The organism is Pokkaliibacter sp. CJK22405 (assembly GCF_046614695.1).
Lineage (GTDB): Bacteria > Pseudomonadota > Gammaproteobacteria > Pseudomonadales > Balneatricaceae > Pokkaliibacter.
In genome coordinates, this window is sequence record NZ_JBKKHQ010000021.1 from 100,576 (window position 1) to 118,661 (window position 18,086).

An 18,086-nucleotide genomic window follows, 5' to 3' on the forward strand; every position below is an offset into this window, starting at 1 on the left:
ACAAAACGTTGCACAACGGACGTTGTAATAAATTGATATAAAGCGCTAAAGTGGATTTTACTTCACGAATTACGACAGTTGGTTTGAAAACACTCTGGAATCAGTGCCTTCGTGAAAACACATACGACTTTTCCTCCCTTTTTTGCTTCAGCGGATGCAGTTTCAGGCTCTGGAGTTGAATGGCATGAACAAGGACAACCCACAGGCTGCCGAGCGGCCACTTAAGCTGCTGCTGGTTCATCCCAGCCCGCAGGCACTGAGCTTGTTCAAGCTGCTGGTGGGTCGTGCTGAGGGTCGCTATCAGCTGGATTGGTGTCCGGACGTGGCCTCAGCTCAGGAATGGCTATCCCTGCACTGGATTGATCTTATCCTGCTGAACAATACCCAGCGTGCTGACAGGCCTATCGATCAGCTCGGTCTGAATAACGCTGACACCAGCTCGATTCCCGTAGTGGTGCTTGCCCGCTCACTGAGTCTGAGCCAGGGGCAGCGACTGATCCATGATCAGGGCGCCGCAGACTACCTCTCGGTACTTCAGCTTTCACTCGACAGTTTTGAAAAGGCGATGCATCACGCGCTGGAGCGTCATGAGCAGCGCGGCATTCTGCACCGTATCAGCCATCAGGATATTGTGACCGGCACGGCGAACCGCCAGCTGTTTTTTCAGCGTCTGCAACTGGCGATGACGGAAGCCTCTGCCACCCAGAAGTCACTGGCCATGCTGCAGCTCAATCTGGATGGTTTCCAGAAAATTAATGACTCTCTGGGCAATGACCTGGGCGATGATATTCTGCGTGAGACCGTCCAGCGTCTGTTATTGACCCTACCTTCCATTGAGCATCTGGCACGGATCAGCGATAACCAGTTCGGAATTCTGGTCAAAGGCATGGAGCACCGTGAGCAGGTGATGACCACGGTTTTCCAGCTGCAGCAACTCTTCAGCCAGCCCTACACGCTGGACACCGGACAGATCAATCTGGGCTGCAGTATCGGCGCGAGTTTTTATCCGGATACAGCCGTCACGCTGGATGAGTTGGTGCGGCAGGCGGGCATCGCGATGCACGAAGCCAAGCGCCATGCTGGTGTCAGCCATCATTTATTTGAACCCGGTATGGACTCGAAAACCTCGGCGGCTTTCAGCCTTGAGGCAGACTTCCGACGGGCGCTGCGGCGTAATGAGTTACGGCTTTTCTATCAGCCGCGTGTCGATGTTCGCAGTGAGGATATTCTTGCTGCAGAAGGCCTGATTCGCTGGCAGCACCCGACCCGAGGGCTACTGAACCCGGCAGAATTCATTCCGATGGCCGAGCGTACCGGCCTGATCGTCCCTATGGGCTACTGGGTGATTCATCAGGCCTGTCAGGATGCCAATTTCCTTCGTAGTCAGGGCCTTCCGGCGATTCAGCTGTCCATCAACCTCTCGTTCCGCCAGTTCAGCGACCCGATGCTGACCCGCACCATTACCCGTATTTTTGAAACGACACGCGCCGACCCCGCCAGTATCGAATTTGAGCTGACGGAATCCGCGATGATGAAAAGCGAGCAGCAAACCACCCAGTGCATTCGTGAACTCACGGAGCTTGGTGCCTGCTTTGCACTGGATGATTTCGGAACCGGCTATTCCTCCTTTGCCCATCTGCAGCGCTTGCCCCTCTCGCGTCTGAAAATCGACAAATCCTTTGTGCAGGAAGCGGCGGACTGTCCGGATAACGAAGTGATTGTGCGGGCCATGATCAGTCTGGCCCATAACCTGCGGATGCAGGTGGTGGCCGAAGGGGTCGAGACACCGGAGCAGTTGTTATTCCTGCGCCAGTATCGCTGTAATCAGGCGCAGGGATTTCTGTTTGGCCGCCCGCAGCCCTTCTCTGTTCTTTGTGATTTGCTGGAAGGCCAGCAGTATCAACGCCAGTCCACAAGCCAGGAACTTGCCAACCCGCGGCAAAGCAGTAATTCTTAGGCCCCAAAAGGGAGGAACCTGCGCATGATTCAGCAAAAAACCAAGCAGATGCCGCTGCATAAGCGGATTGCACTGATTGCCCACGACAATCGCAAGGAAGAGTTGCTGAACTGGTGTCAGACGCACCTGCAGCACCTGCAAGGCCATCAACTGTATGCGACGGGTACTACCGGCAAAGTGCTGGAAAAAGCGCTCAATGTCGAAGTGAACAAGCTGATTAGCGGCCCGCTGGGTGGTGATCAGCAGATTGGAGCGCGCATTACTGAAGGCCTCATCGATGTGATGATCTTCTTTTGGGACCCGTTTGAGCCGATGCCTCACGACCCGGATGTGAAAGCGTTGCTGCGCGTCGCGGCGGTCTGGAATATTCCGGTGGCCTGTAGTCGTGCCAGTGCGGACTTCCTCATTACTTCGCCTTTCATGCGTGAATCGTACGAATACCGCGTGCCGGATTACGAGGCTTATCTGGCCGCGCGCGGCGTTTGATCCATCCGCAGACGGGAAGTGTTCACCGGCTTCCCGTAACTTCACTCTCGAATCCGGCCAGGGCTAATGCCAGCGCTTTGATACGCATTTCCTGCCCCTGAATTTCCCGAAACTCGGCACGCACGATCATCCCTTCAACGAAGGTCATTACGGCCTCAGTACGTAGCTCATCGTTCTCCATAATCTGGCCAATACAGGCTTTCAGCCAGCGTTTGTGATGTCGTGCCTGGTCGGCAATTTCCTGGCCGGCTTCCTTAAATTCAGCCTGTGCATGCATGAACATGCAGCCCTGAAAGTGCGCTTGCCGGAACCAGTCAAAGTGCCAATCAAGCAACGCGACAAGCTTTTCCCTGCTGGTCGAAGCCTGCGCCACCCGCTGTTCGATACTCTCTGCCATACGCGCATGGCGCACCGTCAGTACCGATTCAATCAGTTTGGCCTTGGAGCCAAAGTGCCGGTACATCGAGGTTTTCGAGACACCGGCGCTGTCACGAATCCAGTCCACACCGACGGCGTTGTAGCCATGCAGATTAAACAGCTCTTCGGCATGGCGAAGGATTAACTCTCGGGCATTCATGAGCAGTTACCGCGTTTCCGGTTCATCAGGATTACTTGCCAGGAAGTGTACAGATCTGTACCGTAATTGGAAGTGTACAGATCTGTACGCTCGCATGAGAACCTATAACGTTGAGTAAAACGGTGATGAGACTGGAAAAGTTAAAAGGTGGCGGCGCGCTGCCGCCGCGGGCCAACAGAGTGCAGGTGTTGCGGGGTTTTGTGGGTGGTACGGCGGGGATTGTGCTGTTGGCCTATCTTGGTCAGTGGTCCGGTTTACCTTGGCTGATGGCACCTTTTGGTGCGACCTGCGTTTTGTTGTTCGCGGTGCCGGGCTCGCCATTGGCGCAGCCACGTAATGTTATTGGCGGGCATCTGCTGACCTGTGTCGTGGGGCTCGTGCTCTTGTACAGCTTTGGTCAGGCGCCCTGGGTACTGGCTGTGGGGGTCGGTGCCGGTATTGCACTGATGCAGCTATTGCACGTCGTGCATCCGCCTGCAGGGGCCAACCCTCTTGTGGTCATTTTGCTGGGAACAGCGCATATCGATGCCAGTTTCCTGCTGACGCCGGTCCTGACAGGAAGTGTTGGACTGATTCTGATTGCGGCCATCGTGAACAACATCGGCCAGCAGAGCCGCTGGCCGATGTATTGGTTGGGTAAGAGAGCGGATTGAGGTCAGGTCAGACAGGCCGGTCCAGCTGGCGATAGGACAATGCCTCCAGTACATGAGGCAGCTGAATGCTTTCCTGCTCCTGCATGTCGGCCAGTGTACGGCTTACTCGTAAAATCCGGTGATAGGCGCGGGCTGACAGCCCCAGCTTTTCGACTGCCTGACGCAAGGTCGATGAGGTTTTCTCATCGACATCACAGAAGCGGTCCAGCGCTTCACCGCTCAAGTGAGCATTCAGACAGCCCTGACGTTCGAGCTGGCGACGACGACATTGTGATACCGCCGCCTGTACCTCCGCAGAGCTTGGGCCTTCTCGCTGGCTGTTGCGCAGGGCCTCCCAGTCGGGTGTGTGAACCTGAATATGCAAATCAATACGATCGAGCAGTGGCCCGGAGAGTTTGTGACGGTAGCGTCGCACCTGATCCGGCGTACACTGACAACGCCCGCTTTTGTCGCCCTGATAACCGCAGGGGCAGGGGTTCATCGCCGCGATCAGCTGAAAACGGGCCGGAAAGGTGACCTTAGCCCGCGCCCGCGACAGGGTGATATGGCCACTTTCCAGTGGTTCTCGCATCACTTCCAGCACTTTTCGGTCAAATTCCGGTAGTTCATCAAGAAACAGCACGCCCTGATGCGCGAGGGAAATATCCCCGGGTTTAGGGTCGCTGCCTCCTCCGACTAACGCGGCGGCAGAAGCACTGTGATGGGGGGAACGAAAAGGGCGCGCGGGCCAGCCGTTCTCTTCCAGAAAGCTGCTTTGCAAAGACTCCACTGCCGCGACTTCCAGTGCTTCCTTCTCGGCCAAAGGCGGCAGCAAGCCGGGAACACGACTGGCCAGCAGCGTTTTTCCTGTTCCGGGTGGGCCAAACAGCAGAGCGTTGTGGCCGCCGCTTGCCATAACCTGTAAGGCGCGTTTGGCCTGGGGCTGACCTTTCACATCGAGTAAATCGGGATACTGCGGCAGTTCAACATCCGCCGGTCGGCTGCTGAAACTCTCCAGCAAGCTCATTCCCTGAAGATGGGCGCAGACACTGAGAAGATCCGGGGCAGGGAACAGCCTTGCATGCTGAACCAGCGAGGCGCGGGGCGCATTATCCACCGGCAGAATCAGGGCCCGGCCATCATCCCGACTGGCGCGTGCCGCAATCAGGGCACCGGGAACAGGGCGAATGGCACCATTGAGCGCCAGCTCACCAATACATTCCACCGGGTGAAGAGACTCGACAGGCAATTGTCCTGAAGCGGCGAGGATGCCCAGCGCAATTGCCAGGTCATAGCGTCCCCCGCTTTTGGGGAGATCTGCCGGAGCAAGGTTGATGGTAATGCGGCCCAGGGGAAATTCCAGCTGGCTGGTCTGGATAGCACTTCGTACGCGTTCTTTGCTTTCGCGAACGGCAGCTTCGGGGAGTCCGACAATCGTCAGGGAGGGCAGGCCGGGAGCAATATGCACTTCGACACTGACAGCAGGCGCTTCAACACCGAGCAACGCCCGGCAATGTACGGTGGCAATCGACATGACGAATCCTTGTCATCGATAAAAATAACGACTGCACCTTCCTGGTGCAGTCAGAGATCTTCGGCGCGGTTACTCAGCCTCGGGATTAACCTTCACGGAAGCCGACTCGCTATCCGCGCTTTCGCCCTGCTCAAGGGCATTCAGACGAACTTCCAGGGCTTCCAGACGTGCACGGGTGCGCTGCAGTACTTCTACCTGAATATCGAATTCTTCACGAGTGACCAGATCAAGCTTGGCGAAGGTGCTCTGCAGCGCCTGACGCACAATCTTCTGAATTTCTTCGTGAGGCAGAGGCAGGTTGGAAAGGCCCTGGCTGATCTGCTGCTGCAGGTTTTCAAAAAGTTTGGCGTTGATCATGGGGACATGTCCTGTCGTTAAGCGTGGCTGACACTATACCTCTATCGTCCACGGGATTTGAAGCCAAGGCGTAATCGCTCTTTGTGGCGTATTCCGCCAGTCAGGTGTTTCAGTCTGAGCGGCAACAGAGCTGGTTGTGCGCCGCCACAGGTCAGCCGACCTGAAAATGAACCAGTGAGTCCGTTTTGGTGCGTTTTTGGGCAGGGGTAAGCATCAGTCTTGTGCATTCTTGGTGCGCATTTCGGTGAAAACTATGCAAAGACTTGAATATTCACGCCATTTTTACGCTTTTGCGGTGTAACTAACTGAATTTATTTGAATTAACAAAACTGGCACAAGGTCTGCTTAGTCAAGAAGCCAAGGCTACAGCCTGCGCCATTGGTGCACGAATTTAACGAGGGAACATCTATGAAACTAGTTACGGCGGTGATCAAGCCATTCAAGCTGGACGACGTAAGGGAAGCTCTCTCCGATATCGGAGTCCAGGGTATCACGGTGACAGAAGTCAAAGGTTTTGGACGTCAGAAAGGCCATACCGAGTTGTATCGCGGTGCTGAGTACGTCGTGGACTTCCTGCCCAAAGTCAAAATTGAAGTGGCCGTGGCCGACACGCTTGTGGATCAGGTCATCGACGTTGTCACCAAGGCAGCTCACACCGGCAAGATTGGTGACGGCAAGATCTTTGTTTCCGAACTGGAACAGGTCATCCGTATTCGCACCGGCGAAACCGGTGAAGAAGCGCTCTGATTTCATTGAATTCACTGTCTGATGGTTGCCTGAGGAGGATCATCCTGTGGAAGAACTCTTAAAAACAACGGCGGGGGATCTCGCCCAGCTGAAGTATGCACTGGACACCTTTTACTTCCTGGTATGTGGTGCGCTGGTAATGTGGATGGCAGCAGGCTTTGCCATGCTGGAGGCCGGTCTGGTCCGTGCCAAGAACACCACTGAAATCCTGACCAAAAACGTCGTTCTGTACGCCATTGCCTGTACCATGTACTTGCTGTGTGGCTACTACATCATGTATTCCAGCGAGTCTGGCGGCTGGATGCCAAGCTTTGGTGGCCTGATCGGTGCGGATCACACTGCGGCTGAAGTCATGGCCGGTGGCGATGATGCCCCTTATTACTCTTTGCAGTCTGACTTCTTCTTCCAGGTTGTGTTCGTTGCAACCGCGATGTCTATCGTTTCCGGTGCCGTTGCCGAGCGTATGAAGCTATGGGCTTTCCTGGCATTTGCTGTCGTCATGACCGGCTTCATCTATCCCGTTGAAGGTTACTGGAAATGGGGCGGTGGCTTCCTGAACGAAGCAGGCTTCCAGGATTTTGCAGGCTCTGGCGTTGTTCACATGGCAGGTGCTTCTGCAGCACTGGCCGGTGTTCTGCTGCTGGGCGCTCGTAAAGGCAAATACGGTTCCAACGGTCAGGTGAATGCAATTCCTGGTTCCAACCTGCCTTTGGCAACTCTGGGCACACTGATCCTGTGGCTGGGCTGGTTCGGCTTCAACGGTGGCTCCGAGCTGAAAGTCTCTGACGTTGGCGAAGCAAACTCTGTTGCCTCTGTGTTTGTTAACACTAACGCCGCTGCGGCCGGTGGTGTGATCGGTGCGCTGATTCTTGCCCGCCTGTGGTTCAAGAAAGCTGACCTGACCATGGCTCTGAACGGTGCGCTGGCTGGTCTGGTTGCCATTACTGCAGAGCCTCTGGCGCCTTCTGCTCTGGCAGCGACTCTGATCGGTGCTGTGGGTGGTGTGATCGTGGTCTTCTCCATTGTCTTCCTCGACAAACTGAAGATTGATGATCCTGTCGGTGCTATCTCTGTTCACGGTGTGTGTGGTCTGTGGGGTCTGTTGGCAGTACCTCTGACCAACCCTGATGCCACCATCGGTGCTCAGCTGCTGGGTGCGGTTTCCATCTTCGCCTGGGTCTTCATCACCAGTCTGATTGTCTGGGCTATTCTGAAAGCGGTCATGGGTATCCGTGTTACCGAGGAAGAAGAGTACGAAGGCGTCGATATCCACGAATGTGGTATGGAAGCTTACCCAGAGTTCAAAACTTCCAAGTAAGTCAGTGATGCACTGAACTTGCCTGACACGAAAAACGGCTTCCTCGGAAGCCGTTTTTTTATGCCTGAACCTTCACGGAAGCTTCACAGACGGATGGGATGGTCTGTCGAAAACAATGGGGTATATACTAGCGCCCAATAAAACAAAACATGCCTTCAAAAAAGGGAGACCTGTCATGAAACTCGTGACTGCCGTAATCAAGCCATTCAAGCTCGATGATGTCCGTGAAGCCTTGTCAGATATTGGCATCCAGGGAATTACCGTCACCGAAGTAAAAGGTTTCGGTCGTCAGAAAGGTCACACGGAGCTGTATCGCGGCGCCGAATACGTGGTGGATTTTCTGCCCAAGGTCAAAGTGGAAGTGGCAGTGGAAGACGGTGTGGTTGAAGGCGCGATTGAAGCGATTTCCAAAGCAGCGCATACCGGTAAGATTGGTGATGGCAAAATCTTTATCTCCCCGGTGGAGCAGGTCATTCGTATTCGTACCGGTGAAACCGGAAACGATGCGCTGTAAGGCTCATTAAATGAGCACTCCAATGCCCCCTTGTGGGGCATTGTTGTTTATACCCAGATATCAGGCATAAGCATTTCGCCGGGCTGCTTCCATTGGTAACATCTGTTGCCGAAGCACAGGTCGCAATTCTGAACAAATCGGTTACCGCAAGAAAAGATTTTCTTGGTAAAGCCCTTTTTGGGGCTTGCACTGGCTTTTTTTTGCCCATTTATTGGACGAAAAAAGCTGGCCCGTAATTTGCTTTAATTAATGCGATTAATAAATCGAGGTGTTCGGCTGGTGACGCGCACAACCAGCACTAGCAACCGGACGCTGATACACTTGTCAAACCTGAGGTTTACAATGAAAAAACTTCTGATGTCCCTTGGACTTGCCGTTGGACTGGCGTCCGCTACTCAAGCCGCGATGGCCGAGAGCACTGTCGATAAAGTAGTTTCTGCAGGTGAACTGCGTGTTTGTTTCGAAGCTGGCTACATGCCTTTCGAAATGAAGAACAAGAAAGGTGACTTCGTCGGTTTTGACATCGACATGGGTAAACTGATGGCCAAAGAAATGGGCGTCAAGTTCACTCCTGTTAACACTGCATGGGACGGTATCATCCCTGCTCTGCTGACTGACAAGTGTGACATCATCATGGGCGGCATGACCATCACTGCAGCTCGTAACCTGAAAGTTAACTTTGCTGATCCCTACATCATCGTAGGTCAGTCCATCCTGATCAAACCTTCCCTGAAAGGCACGATCAAATCCTACAAGGACCTGAACGATCCTAAGTACACCGTAGTGACCAAACTGGGTACTACCGGTGATGCAGCGACCAAAAAATACCTTGGTAAAGCCAACATCCGTCTGTTCGACACCGAAGCGGATGGTGCTCTGGAAGTGGCTAACGGCAAGGCAGACGCATTCGTCTATGACCTGCCATTCAACGCTATCTACTCCTCGCAGAACAAAGACAAGGTTGTTCACCTGGGAACCCCATTCACTTACGAGCCCCTGGGTTGGGCACTGCGTAAGAATGACCCTGATTTCCTGAACTTCCTGGACAACTTCCTGCGTCAGGCTAAGGGTGATGGCACCTACGACCGCCTTTACCACAAGTGGTTTGAAACCGATGAATGGCTGAGCTCCGTTCAGTAAGATTTCGTATCACCTGTTCTTTTATACACCGGTTTGCTAGCAAGCCGGTGTTTGCATTTGTGGAGTAACCAATGCGATCTGAAAACCGATTGCTGTGGCAAGGCGTCTATATCGCGATCATCGTTGCGTTTTGCACCGTGGTCTATATGTCCAGCAAACATATTGAATATACGTGGCGCTGGTCGCGAGTAACCCCTTACCTGATCAATACTGAGCCACAGTCGATCAGAGCGCCTTTTGACGGCACGGCGGAAGTCAGTGCTGACGGAAAGACCCTGACTCTGGTCCCTGACTCCGGGGCCGACTCTGTAGTTATCAAGAAATTTAATGAGCTGAGCGTCGATAACGGCGATCTGCTGTTCGAAGGTGATGTGGTCGCGACACGCAAAGACTGGCGGATCGGGCCTATCACTGAAGGTATGATCACCACGCTGGAAATCTCCGTCGTGTCGCTGGTCTTCGCGGTAATTCTGGGTCTCTTTATCGGCCTGGGTCGTATTTCCCGCAATCTGGCCATACGTCAGCTCTGTATCACTTATATCGAGATTATTCGTGGTACGCCGCTGCTGGTGCAGATTTTTATCTTCTACTTCTTTATCGGTACGGTACTTTCCCTCGACCGATTTACAGCGGGTGTTGCAGCGCTGGCAGTCTTCACCGCAGCTTACATCGCTGAAATCGTTCGTTCCGGTATTCAGTCCATCCCGCCTGGCCAGATGGAAGCCGCACGCTCACTGGGTATGACCTATGTGCAGGCGATGACCAACGTTATCCTGCCTCAGGCATTCAAGCGTACCCTGCCACCGATGGCGGGTCAGTTCATCAACCTGATCAAAGACTCCTCACTGGTCTCCGTCATCTCAATCACGGATCTGACCAAAGCGGGCCGTGAAGTGGTATCTGCCACCTTCGCTCCCTTTGAAGTCTGGTTTACCGTTGCACTGCTGTATCTGGTGATGACCGGTATCCTGTCATGGGCGATCCAGCGTCTGGAAAAACGCCTGTCTGCCAGCGATTGATGATCGGCTTAGGAGAAGAGAAAAATGCAAGTAGATAACGCCGACAACATCATTGTTGCCAAGGATATCGACAAGATCTATTCCAACGGCTGTCACGCGCTCAAGAAGGTAGGCACCAACATCAAGCGCGGTGAAGTTGTGGTTGTGATCGGACCTTCCGGTTCCGGTAAGTCGACTTTCCTGCGTACCCTGAACCAGCTGGAAACCATCTCCAGCGGTACCATCGTGATCGATAACATCGACATGTATGCCAGAGGCACCAACATCAACAAACTGCGTGAACACGTAGGTATGGTGTTCCAGAGCTTCAACCTGTTCCCGCACAAAAGTGCATTGGAGAACGTGATGATGGCTCCGCTCAAGGTCTCCAAACGCCCCAAGGCGGAAGTGACTGAGCACGCCAAGGCGCTGATGAAGAAAGTCGGCCTGAGCGAGCGTATGAACAACTACCCCAGCCAGCTTTCTGGTGGTCAGCAGCAGCGTGTCGCCATTGCCCGTGCTCTGTGCATGAAACCTAAAATCATGCTGTTTGATGAGCCAACCTCTGCCCTGGACCCTGAAATGGTCGGTGAGGTTCTGGACGTCATGAAGAGCCTGGCCAAAGAAGGGATGACCATGGTCGTGGTAACCCACGAAATGGGCTTTGCCCGTGAAGTGGCTGACCGTGTGCTGTTCATGGAAGACGGTGAGTTGCTGGTGGAAGATACCCCAGAGAATTTCTTTGGTAATCCTACCCATCCGCGTCTGCAGAAGTTCCTGTCACAGGTCCTTTAAGCGCGATCGCTGAGCCATCCGCTGCATAAAAAACGCCCGCATTTGCGGGCGTTTTTGTTGTTAACACTGCGTACTTACCACATCAGATCGTCCGGAATGGCCGGGTAATCTTCTTCCTCGGTCGCTGCCGCTTTATGAGGACGCAGGATTTTGTCCGGTGCGCGGGCCTCAATACGCTCAGCTTCTTTGGCAGGCACCAGTACATAGCCTTCGGGGCCGTCGCAGATCACCAGTTGTTCACGGGCGAGCTGTTCATACTGTTTGGGCAGCACATAGATTTTCTTGATCTTGGTGCCGTGCACGAACTGATAGGGCGTCTCAGCATCTGCCGGAGGCTTCACACCGTGTACTTCCGCCAGCTGACGCACTTCGGCCATCAGCGCACGGTGAGCCTTGTCGGCCTGATTATCCTGATTCAGCTGGCGGTCACGCTCAAGCTTGGCCTGGCGCTCCTGTTCGCGCTGCTGTTCAGCTTCAAGCTGGGCCTTGACCTGCTCCTGCTTGGAAACCTGCTTGCTTTGTTTGGAGGCTTTGCGCTTTTCAGTCGCTGCCTTCTGGGCCTGCTGTTTGGAGGCAAGGCCGGATTTGAGTAGTTGGTCTTTCAAGGATGCCATCGGCGTTCCTCCTGTCACTTCCCGGGCCGTTGGCGAAAGATACCGGCGCTTCTCCGGTACGCTGACTATGGCGGCACTCTACTGAACTTTCCTCCTCCTCGCCAGTCTCGGCTCATGGGCTGACCGGCAATAAACTCTTTCGGGCGCAGGATTGTCCAAGGCGTCTATAAAAGCGCAGAGCTATACTTGCGCCCTCGCCTCTGTCAGGACGGGTCCTGTGGAGCGTCACAATTCAATAAATCGGCGAGTCAATAAATAGGCGAATAATGATGTCTGAGCAGAATCAGGCCACGGCCAGCGGGCGCCTGCCTTATGTCCGTGCCGGCGTGATTGATACCCTGCCTCTGGTGCTGGCAGCGGTACCTTTCGGTATTTTGTATGGCGCGCTGGCCCAGTCACAGGGCCTGCCATTCTGGGCCATTATGATGATGTCGCTCTGTGTGTTTGCCGGTGCTGCCCAGTTTGTCACCATTGGTCTGCTGGCGGTGAATACGCCGCCCTCGGTGATTGCCATCACCATTTTCGTCCTGAACCTGCGACATCTGTTGTACGCCGTGAGCCTGATGCCGCAAGCCGCGCGCTTTCCTCAACGCTGGCGGATTCTCCTGGGGTTCTGGCTGACGGATGAAACCTTTGCCACGGTGAGTACCCGTCTTGGCCGCTACCGGCTCGACCCGGGTCTGCTCTGGTACTGGCTTGCCTCCGGCGGGTTCATGTACGGCTCGTGGAATCTTTGTTCGCTACTGGGAGCACGCCTGAGTCAGGACATGCCGGATCTGACCCATTGGGGGCTGGAAGTTGCCATGGTGGTGGCCTTTGTGGGAATGGTGGTGCCGTCCTTGAAGCGTCCAAGCCATGTCTGTTGTGCGCTGACAGCGGGTGTGATGATTTTGCTGACCTTCAACTGGCCGAATAACACAGGCTTACTGGTGACCACGCTGGTGGCGGTAGCGGTGGGACTGGGGATGGAATATTGCCAGAAACCTGAAGTGGAAGCGGAGGTGTCCTCATGAGTTCACTAACGCTATTCGGATTGCTGATTACCCTGAGCCTGCTGACCTTCTTGCCCCGTTATCTGCCGATGCTACTGGCGGATCGCTTCCAGCTGCCGCCACTGCTACAACGAGCGCTGGCCTATGTGCCGATTGCCGTCCTGACCGCTATCGTGGTGCAAACCTGTCTGATACAGCAGCACAGCATCAACACCCATCCGGCCAATCCCATGCTCTGGGCTGGCGTCGTGGCGGGGCTGCTGGCCTGGCGTCGGGTGAACCTGCTGGTGGTGGTGATTGTGGGCATGCTGGCTTACGTCGCGTTTCGTGCACTGTTGTAAGCCTTGCCGGGGATGTTAAAGACTACTGACGGCTCAGAGATCATCCGGGCCGTCATTGTCATAGCGGGGCAGCAAATCACCGAGGTGTAGCCACTGGGGTTTGCTGTCATGCCAGATATGATAGGCGGGCTTCACCTTATCGCTGTTATCGAGACTGCTTAAGGTCACATCAACCCGCTCGGCCCCGTCAGTACGAAACACCAGCTGGGTGCCGCAATAGGGGCAAAACTCACGCTGACTGCGGCTGGATGAGTGATAGACCCCAGGCTCACCTTTGGTGTAGCGAAACTGGTTATTGGCTATCGTCATCCAGGCAACCAGCGGAGCGCCACTGGCGCGCTGACACATGCGGCAGTGGCAATAACCTGCAGAGTGCGGCGCAGTATCCAGCTGATAGCGAATGGCGCCGCACAGGCAACCGCCTTTCAGCGCCGTGCTCAATGGCTGTCCTCGTCATCATCCTGATCTTCTTCGACCATCAGATGAAAAACGGTTTCTTCCAGATTCATTTCCAGCAAGCGCTGCTGCATGTACTGAAGTTCGGCATTCAGAGCCTCGTCCAGCTCCTCGAGCTTTTGCGGCTGTGCAATCAGTGCCGCCAGCGTCAACAACGCTTCCTTGGGATAAAACCACTGGGCGGAGTCGTTATCCCACGTCTCGCCAGGCTCTGCGTATTCGGCCTCTTCCAGCTCCCAGACCAGATCGGTTTCATCGGTAAAGGCCGACAGTGGCACCAGCCCAAGGGATTCGGCGGTCTTATCCAGCGTCTCAAGATGCTCAAGCGTGGCCGGTAAAATGTATTCGTCTTCCAGGCGTCCCTCGGCGGTACCGAACAACAGACGCAGGTGATAGCTGCTCATGTAAAGCTCCACGACGGTAACCATAACCGTCGGCTGAGTAATCGGGTGCGCGAGCTGACCGGCTGATCAGCGGCGGTGTTAGCGCTGGTAAAGTTCCAGCGGCAGATTATCCGGATCACTAAAGAATAAAAAGCGTTTTCCCGTGTGAGGGTCAATGCGGACAGGCTCGGCTTCGATGCCCGCCGTGGCCAGTGCCTGAGCGGCGGCCTCGATGTCCTCCACTGCAAAGGCCAGATGACGCAGCCCCTGGGCTTCCGGCCAGGAAGGGCGGTGCGGTGCTCCCGGAAAGGTAAAGAGTTCCAGCAGATACTGTCCATTCAGGGCCAGATCCAGCTTCCAGGAATTACGCTCCTCGCGGAACACCTCGGCGATCACCTCAAAGCCGAGAATCCCGGTATAAAAGGCCTTGGAGCGCTGATAGTCACTGCAGATCAGCGCCACATGGTGGATTCCTGCCAGTTGCAGCATCAGTCCGCCAATCCCGCATAGTGATCGGTCGCACGAATCAGCGCATCAAGAATCCCGGGTTCGTTATAGGCATGTCCGGCATCATCGATAATCTGGAAGTCGGCTTCTGGCCAGGCGCGATGAAGATCCCATGCCGTCTGAACCGGCGTGCAGACATCATAGCGGCCCTGAATGATGGTGCCGGGAATACCGCGAAGTTTGCCGGCATCGCGAATCAGCTGGCCTTCTTCCATGAAGCCTTCATGCACGAAGTAGTGGTTTTCAATGCGGGCAAAGGCCAGAGCGAAGTGGTCTTCCGAGAAATGCGCCGCGGTGCTGTGATCGGGCAGCAGACGAATGGTACTGCCTTCCCAGGTTGCCCAGGCTTTGGCAGCCACCTGCCGAACCTGAGCATCCTCACCCGTCAGACGACGGTGATAGGCGTGCAGCAGATCGTCGCGCTCTTTCATCGGGATAGGGGCCAGAAAATCTTCCCACAAGTCGGGATAGAGCTTGGACGCGCCTTCCTGGTAATACCAGTGAATCTCTTCCTTGCGCAGGGTGAAGATGCCGCGCAGTACCAGTTCCGTGACACGCTCCGGATGAGTCTCAGCGTAAGACAGCGCGAGAGTCGAGCCCCAGGAGCCGCCAAACACCTGCCAGCGCTCTACGCCCCAGGCTTCACGGAGCTTTTCCATGTCCTCGACCAGATGCCAGGTGGTGTTGTTTTCCAGGCTGGCGTGGGGCAGTGAGCGCCCGCAGCCACGCTGATCAAACAGCAGGATGTCATAGGCTTGCGGGTTAAACAGCTGTCGGTGGGCTGGTGCGCAGCCGCCACCGGGTCCGCCGTGCAAGAACACCACAGGCTTGGCTCCCGGCGTCCCGCAGCGCTCCCAATACACCTGATGACCGTCACCGGTATCCAGCATGCCGTGGGCGTAGGGGGTGATTTCGGGATAAAGCTGACGACGTGGCAGAGACATGAGGGGTTCCTTACACATTTCGCGGACGAAGCCCTCAAGCTACGCCCTTGCGCTGCTTCGGGCAAGGCCGACGACGGGCTGATTACCATTGGAAACAGGTCGTTGTCGTTGCTGGTGGAACGTCAGCAAAGCGCCCGGATTCAGGTGTCTGAATTTCCAACTGTTGCAAAGCAAATGGGTCTGTTTTCGTCCTCTTGGGCTGGCGGAAGATCACCCCAAAATCCTAGATATAGTGATTTCCGGAGCTGATATGACTACGCGAGTGAAAAACCTGCGGACTACGGACAGACCTCAGCCCATGCTCTCCAAGGATTCAATGTTAACTGCAGGCAAGGTGCCTTCTCAGCACAGCAACACCCGACAGCCGGAGCAAAGCCTGTTTGCGGTGGTGGCCGTGATTGCGCTGGTGGCGGTGGCTGCGACGGCCAAGCAGGCCTCTTATGATGGTCATTGGCAATCGCTGACCTGGCTGCATGACTTTACCGGTCTTATGTTGCTGTTAATGGCGCTCTTCAAACTATTGAATCACAAGGGTTTTGTGGAGAACTTTCAGCACTTTGACCTGCTTGCCCGCCATGTGCCCTTGTACGCCTATCTCTACCCGCTATTGGAAATTGTGCTGGCGACAGCCCTGCTGGCGCATCTTTATCCGGTCGAGAGTTATCTGGCGCTGGTATTGCTGATGAGCCTCAGTGCGCTGGGTGTCAGTGATGCGTTGATTCGTGGTCTGGATATGAGCTGTCCAAACATGGGCAACCTACTGGGTGTGCCGCTGAATCTGGTGACGTTAGTAGAGTATGCGGTAATGGCCTTGTTGGGTCTGGCGATGCTGTGTCTGTACCTGCCAGATCATCCACTGCTTGGATAGTGCGCTTGTCCTCATGATGTATTGCTGGCACAGCCTGACGGCTCTCAGCGTAAAGAGCCACTTGATGGCGAAAAGTTACTGATAAGGAGTCCGTTTCACGGATGAAAGATTCACTGCCCGACCTTCAGCCATCCTCCTCTGGCGCCTCCATGGCCAAGCCCAGCTCCTCTCTGGGTGCGGCGTTACTGTCCGGGCTGATCCTGCTCGCCATCGTGATGCTCTATTTTCTGGTGCCCGGTATTCATGACCGCGTGAATGAAGGCTTTCAGATTCTGACCAGTAACGATAACCAGCGCATTCAGGCCTGGGTGCAGGACTTTGGCCTCTGGGGGCCATTACTGATCATTCTGGCGATGGTGGTGCAGATGTTCCTGATTGTGCTGCCATCCCTGATGCTAATGGTGGTGGCCGTGCTGGCCTATGGCCCGGTGCTCGGCAGTCTGATTTCAACGGTGGCAGTGTTAGTGGCTTCCCTGGTGGGTTACGCCATTGGCCGACGGGCTAATCAGGCGCTGCAGCGGCGGGTGATCAGTCCGGCAACCCAGCAGCGTTTGCAGGATTACATGGATGCCTACGGCCTCTGGGCGGTGATTATCTTTCGGGTATGTCCGTTTCTGTCCAATGATGCGATCAGTCTGGTGGCGGGAGTTGTCGGTATGGGGCTCTGGCGTTTCAGCGCAGCGACCCTGATCGGTATTTTGCCGCTGGTGATCCTGATCGGTATTTTTGGTGAGGATACCGAAAGTCTTGAGCGAGGCCTGTTGTGGATGACGGCGCTGAGCGTGGTGATCTTTGGGGTCTATATGCTGCTGCGGCGTAGGCTAAAGCGCCAGCAGCACAATGAAAACGCGCCAGCCTGAGGGCCAGCGCGTTGATTGATCGCAGTTAGCGAACAGATTCCTTCAGCGAAAAGCGAGTCAGTGGCCGGCTACCGGACGTGGGCGGTAGCAGGACTCCAGCAGTCTTACCTCATTCTCGCTCAGGTGAATTTCCATGGCGGCCAGTGCGTCATCAAGATGATGGGGTTTGCTCGCTCCCACAATAGGGCTGGTGACGCCGGGACGTGAGGCGACCCATGACAGCGCCACTTGCGCAGGCGGAACACCACGCTCGGCGGCTACCCGTTCCACCGCCGCGACAATATGCTCCTCATCTTCATGCTGGTCATACCAGCGCAGTGCCGGCTCATCGGTGCGGGCGCGCAGGGTGTCGTGCTTGCGCGAACCTGCCAGTAAGCCCCTTGCCAACGGTGACCAGGGCGTGACGCCGATCCCCAGCTCCTGACACAGTGGCAGCATTTCCCGCTCTTCCTCACGGTAGATCAGGTTGTAGTGATTCTGCATGGAGACAAAGCGAGCCAGCCCGTGCTGTTCCTGCATACCGAGCATGCGCATGAATTGCCAGCTCGCCATGGATGAGGCGCCGATGTAACGGGCTTTACCGGAGCGCACCACTGTATCCAGCGCTTCCAGAGTTTCCATCAGCGGCGTTTCCGGGTCGAAACGGTGAATGATGTAGAGATCGACATAGTCGGTTTTCAGGCGGCGTAGCGAACCATCAATGGCATCCAGTATATGCTTGCGCGACAGACCACGGTCGTTAGGCTTGTCGCTCATGGGGTTGTAGACCTTGGTGGCCAGCACGACATCCTCACGACGGGCATCCTGCAGCAAGGTGCGGCTGAGCACTTCTTCACTGCCGCCTAATGAGTACATGTCCGCGGTATCAAAAAAGTTGATGCCGGCATCCAGCGCCTTGCGGATAAAAGGACGGCTGGCATCTTCTTCCAGTACCCAGTCACGCCATTGGCTGCTGCCGTAAGTCATGCAGCCCAGACACAGGCGGGAAACTTTAAGACCACTGGAACCGAGACGGGTGTATTGCATCCTGAACCTCCATGGACAGTACTGTGCTGAGCGCGACTCA

At 55.3% G+C, this 18,086-nt stretch carries 22 protein-coding genes; 13 read left to right on the forward strand and 9 right to left on the reverse strand.

The window, feature by feature from the left end; genetic code table 11:
* Positions 1 to 184: 184 nt before the first annotated feature.
* Together ACKC9G_RS15355 and ACKC9G_RS15360 are read left to right on the forward strand one after the other, a co-directional pair.
* The gene (locus tag ACKC9G_RS15355; protein WP_411406951.1) at positions 185 to 1,957 is read left to right on the forward strand and encodes an EAL domain-containing protein; all 1,773 of its coding nucleotides are present in this window, start codon (positions 185 to 187) and stop codon (positions 1,955 to 1,957) included.
* A 24-nt stretch (positions 1,958 to 1,981) separates the two neighbouring features.
* Positions 1,982 to 2,443 carry a methylglyoxal synthase gene (locus tag ACKC9G_RS15360; protein WP_411406953.1) on the forward strand — a complete coding sequence of 154 codons (462 nt, stop codon included), beginning with the start codon at positions 1,982 to 1,984 and terminating at the stop codon, positions 2,441 to 2,443.
* Between the two features lie 22 nt (positions 2,444 to 2,465).
* On the opposite strand, the gene ACKC9G_RS15365 is transcribed toward ACKC9G_RS15360, so the two are convergent.
* Positions 2,466 to 3,020: a TetR/AcrR family transcriptional regulator gene (locus ACKC9G_RS15365; RefSeq protein WP_411406955.1), complete on the reverse strand. Its 555-nt coding sequence runs from the start codon at positions 3,018 to 3,020 to the stop codon at positions 2,466 to 2,468.
* A gap of 125 nt (positions 3,021 to 3,145) precedes the next feature.
* Here ACKC9G_RS15365 and ACKC9G_RS15370 point away from each other — a divergent pair, with 125 nt between their 5' ends.
* Positions 3,146 to 3,673 carry an HPP family protein gene (locus ACKC9G_RS15370; protein WP_411407131.1) on the forward strand — a complete coding sequence of 176 codons (528 nt, stop codon included), beginning with the start codon at positions 3,146 to 3,148 and terminating at the stop codon, positions 3,671 to 3,673.
* 7 nt (positions 3,674 to 3,680) lie between these two features.
* Here ACKC9G_RS15370 and ACKC9G_RS15375 read toward each other — a convergent pair whose 3' ends face one another.
* Together ACKC9G_RS15375 and ACKC9G_RS15380 are read right to left on the reverse strand one after the other, a co-directional pair.
* Positions 3,681 to 5,186 (reverse strand): YifB family Mg chelatase-like AAA ATPase, encoded by a 1,506-nt coding sequence (locus ACKC9G_RS15375; RefSeq protein ID WP_411406957.1) that lies wholly within the window; start codon positions 5,184 to 5,186, stop codon positions 3,681 to 3,683.
* A 69-nt stretch (positions 5,187 to 5,255) separates the two neighbouring features.
* On the reverse strand, positions 5,256 to 5,543 hold the full coding sequence (locus ACKC9G_RS15380) for an accessory factor UbiK family protein (protein ID WP_411406959.1): 288 nt from the start codon (positions 5,541 to 5,543) through the stop codon (positions 5,256 to 5,258).
* 408 nt (positions 5,544 to 5,951) lie between these two features.
* Here ACKC9G_RS15380 and glnK (ACKC9G_RS15385) point away from each other — a divergent pair, with 408 nt between their 5' ends.
* The 6 genes from glnK (ACKC9G_RS15385) to ACKC9G_RS15410 all read left to right on the forward strand — a co-directional run bounded on the left by glnK (ACKC9G_RS15385) (position 5,952) and on the right by ACKC9G_RS15410 (position 11,055).
* On the forward strand, positions 5,952 to 6,290 hold the full coding sequence (gene glnK / locus ACKC9G_RS15385) for a P-II family nitrogen regulator (RefSeq protein ID WP_411406961.1): 339 nt from the start codon (positions 5,952 to 5,954) through the stop codon (positions 6,288 to 6,290).
* Positions 6,291 to 6,336: 46 nt separating this feature from the next.
* Positions 6,337 to 7,608 (forward strand): ammonium transporter, encoded by a 1,272-nt coding sequence (locus ACKC9G_RS15390; protein WP_411406963.1) that lies wholly within the window; start codon positions 6,337 to 6,339, stop codon positions 7,606 to 7,608.
* Positions 7,609 to 7,783: 175 nt separating this feature from the next.
* The gene (gene glnK, locus ACKC9G_RS15395) at positions 7,784 to 8,122 is read left to right on the forward strand and encodes a P-II family nitrogen regulator (protein WP_411406965.1); all 339 of its coding nucleotides are present in this window, start codon (positions 7,784 to 7,786) and stop codon (positions 8,120 to 8,122) included.
* 342 nt (positions 8,123 to 8,464) lie between these two features.
* Positions 8,465 to 9,262, forward strand: a complete 798-nt coding sequence (locus tag ACKC9G_RS15400; RefSeq protein WP_411406967.1) for a transporter substrate-binding domain-containing protein — start codon at positions 8,465 to 8,467, stop codon at positions 9,260 to 9,262.
* A gap of 71 nt (positions 9,263 to 9,333) precedes the next feature.
* Entirely contained in the window at positions 9,334 to 10,281 is a 948-nt protein-coding gene (locus ACKC9G_RS15405; protein WP_411406969.1) for an amino acid ABC transporter permease, read from the forward strand.
* A 48-nt stretch (positions 10,282 to 10,329) separates the two neighbouring features.
* A complete protein-coding gene (locus ACKC9G_RS15410) occupies positions 10,330 to 11,055 on the forward strand; it encodes an amino acid ABC transporter ATP-binding protein (RefSeq protein WP_411407133.1) in 726 nt (241 codons plus the stop codon).
* A 74-nt stretch (positions 11,056 to 11,129) separates the two neighbouring features.
* Here ACKC9G_RS15410 and ACKC9G_RS15415 read toward each other — a convergent pair whose 3' ends face one another.
* Entirely contained in the window at positions 11,130 to 11,669 is a 540-nt protein-coding gene (locus ACKC9G_RS15415) for a DUF2058 domain-containing protein (protein WP_411406971.1), read from the reverse strand.
* 269 nt (positions 11,670 to 11,938) lie between these two features.
* Between ACKC9G_RS15415 and ACKC9G_RS15420 the strand changes: the two genes are divergently transcribed.
* The gene (locus tag ACKC9G_RS15420) at positions 11,939 to 12,682 is read left to right on the forward strand and encodes an AzlC family ABC transporter permease (protein ID WP_411406973.1); all 744 of its coding nucleotides are present in this window, start codon (positions 11,939 to 11,941) and stop codon (positions 12,680 to 12,682) included.
* The gene (locus tag ACKC9G_RS15425) at positions 12,679 to 13,002 is read left to right on the forward strand and encodes an AzlD domain-containing protein (protein WP_411406975.1); all 324 of its coding nucleotides are present in this window, start codon (positions 12,679 to 12,681) and stop codon (positions 13,000 to 13,002) included. Before ACKC9G_RS15420 ends, ACKC9G_RS15425 begins: the two co-directional genes overlap by 4 nt.
* A 33-nt stretch (positions 13,003 to 13,035) precedes the next feature.
* Here ACKC9G_RS15425 and ACKC9G_RS15430 read toward each other — a convergent pair whose 3' ends face one another.
* The 4 genes from ACKC9G_RS15430 to pip form a co-directional block, all read right to left on the reverse strand.
* A complete protein-coding gene (locus ACKC9G_RS15430) occupies positions 13,036 to 13,443 on the reverse strand; it encodes a GFA family protein (RefSeq protein ID WP_411406977.1) in 408 nt (135 codons plus the stop codon).
* Positions 13,440 to 13,862, reverse strand: a complete 423-nt coding sequence (locus ACKC9G_RS15435; RefSeq protein WP_411406979.1) for a hypothetical protein — start codon at positions 13,860 to 13,862, stop codon at positions 13,440 to 13,442. The genes ACKC9G_RS15430 and ACKC9G_RS15435 overlap by 4 nt, the downstream gene beginning before the upstream one ends.
* Before the next feature lie 78 nt (positions 13,863 to 13,940).
* On the reverse strand, positions 13,941 to 14,330 hold the full coding sequence (locus tag ACKC9G_RS15440) for a VOC family protein (protein ID WP_411406981.1): 390 nt from the start codon (positions 14,328 to 14,330) through the stop codon (positions 13,941 to 13,943).
* On the reverse strand, positions 14,330 to 15,292 hold the full coding sequence (gene pip, locus ACKC9G_RS15445) for a prolyl aminopeptidase (RefSeq protein ID WP_411406983.1): 963 nt from the start codon (positions 15,290 to 15,292) through the stop codon (positions 14,330 to 14,332). Before pip ends, ACKC9G_RS15440 begins: the two co-directional genes overlap by 1 nt.
* 250 nt (positions 15,293 to 15,542) lie before the next feature.
* Here pip and ACKC9G_RS15450 point away from each other — a divergent pair, with 250 nt between their 5' ends.
* Both ACKC9G_RS15450 and ACKC9G_RS15455 read left to right on the forward strand, forming a co-directional pair.
* Positions 15,543 to 16,160 (forward strand): MauE/DoxX family redox-associated membrane protein, encoded by a 618-nt coding sequence (locus ACKC9G_RS15450; RefSeq protein ID WP_411406985.1) that lies wholly within the window; start codon positions 15,543 to 15,545, stop codon positions 16,158 to 16,160.
* A 101-nt stretch (positions 16,161 to 16,261) separates the two neighbouring features.
* Positions 16,262 to 17,020: a TVP38/TMEM64 family protein gene (locus ACKC9G_RS15455; RefSeq protein ID WP_411406987.1), complete on the forward strand. Its 759-nt coding sequence runs from the start codon at positions 16,262 to 16,264 to the stop codon at positions 17,018 to 17,020.
* A 57-nt stretch (positions 17,021 to 17,077) separates the two neighbouring features.
* Here the strand turns inward: ACKC9G_RS15455 and ACKC9G_RS15460 are convergent, their stop codons facing one another.
* Positions 17,078 to 18,046 carry an aldo/keto reductase gene (locus ACKC9G_RS15460; protein ID WP_411406989.1) on the reverse strand — a complete coding sequence of 323 codons (969 nt, stop codon included), beginning with the start codon at positions 18,044 to 18,046 and terminating at the stop codon, positions 17,078 to 17,080.
* Positions 18,047 to 18,086: the final 40 nt, after the last annotated feature.

Bases quoted from the DNA above. Each gene is read 5' to 3' on its own strand.
- ACKC9G_RS15355 (WP_411406951.1), top strand. From the start codon at position 185: ATGAACAAGGACAACCCACAGGCTGCCGAGCGGCCACTTAAGCTGCTG.
- ACKC9G_RS15360 (WP_411406953.1), top strand. From the start codon at position 1,982: ATGATTCAGCAAAAAACCAAGCAGATGCCGCTGCATAAGCGGATTGCA.
- ACKC9G_RS15365 (WP_411406955.1), bottom strand. From the start codon at position 3,020: ATGAATGCCCGAGAGTTAATCCTTCGCCATGCCGAAGAGCTGTTTAAT.
- ACKC9G_RS15370 (WP_411407131.1), top strand. From the start codon at position 3,146: ATGAGACTGGAAAAGTTAAAAGGTGGCGGCGCGCTGCCGCCGCGGGCC.
- ACKC9G_RS15375 (WP_411406957.1), bottom strand. From the start codon at position 5,186: ATGTCGATTGCCACCGTACATTGCCGGGCGTTGCTCGGTGTTGAAGCG.
- ACKC9G_RS15380 (WP_411406959.1), bottom strand. From the start codon at position 5,543: ATGATCAACGCCAAACTTTTTGAAAACCTGCAGCAGCAGATCAGCCAG.
- glnK (WP_411406961.1), top strand. From the start codon at position 5,952: ATGAAACTAGTTACGGCGGTGATCAAGCCATTCAAGCTGGACGACGTA.
- glnK (WP_411406965.1), top strand. From the start codon at position 7,784: ATGAAACTCGTGACTGCCGTAATCAAGCCATTCAAGCTCGATGATGTC.
- ACKC9G_RS15400 (WP_411406967.1), top strand. From the start codon at position 8,465: ATGAAAAAACTTCTGATGTCCCTTGGACTTGCCGTTGGACTGGCGTCC.
- ACKC9G_RS15405 (WP_411406969.1), top strand. From the start codon at position 9,334: ATGCGATCTGAAAACCGATTGCTGTGGCAAGGCGTCTATATCGCGATC.
- ACKC9G_RS15415 (WP_411406971.1), bottom strand. From the start codon at position 11,669: ATGGCATCCTTGAAAGACCAACTACTCAAATCCGGCCTTGCCTCCAAA.
- ACKC9G_RS15420 (WP_411406973.1), top strand. From the start codon at position 11,939: ATGTCTGAGCAGAATCAGGCCACGGCCAGCGGGCGCCTGCCTTATGTC.
- ACKC9G_RS15425 (WP_411406975.1), top strand. From the start codon at position 12,679: ATGAGTTCACTAACGCTATTCGGATTGCTGATTACCCTGAGCCTGCTG.
- ACKC9G_RS15435 (WP_411406979.1), bottom strand. From the start codon at position 13,862: ATGAGCAGCTATCACCTGCGTCTGTTGTTCGGTACCGCCGAGGGACGC.
- ACKC9G_RS15440 (WP_411406981.1), bottom strand. From the start codon at position 14,330: ATGCTGCAACTGGCAGGAATCCACCATGTGGCGCTGATCTGCAGTGAC.
- pip (WP_411406983.1), bottom strand. From the start codon at position 15,292: ATGTCTCTGCCACGTCGTCAGCTTTATCCCGAAATCACCCCCTACGCC.
- ACKC9G_RS15450 (WP_411406985.1), top strand. From the start codon at position 15,543: ATGACTACGCGAGTGAAAAACCTGCGGACTACGGACAGACCTCAGCCC.
- ACKC9G_RS15455 (WP_411406987.1), top strand. From the start codon at position 16,262: ATGAAAGATTCACTGCCCGACCTTCAGCCATCCTCCTCTGGCGCCTCC.
- ACKC9G_RS15460 (WP_411406989.1), bottom strand. From the start codon at position 18,046: ATGCAATACACCCGTCTCGGTTCCAGTGGTCTTAAAGTTTCCCGCCTG.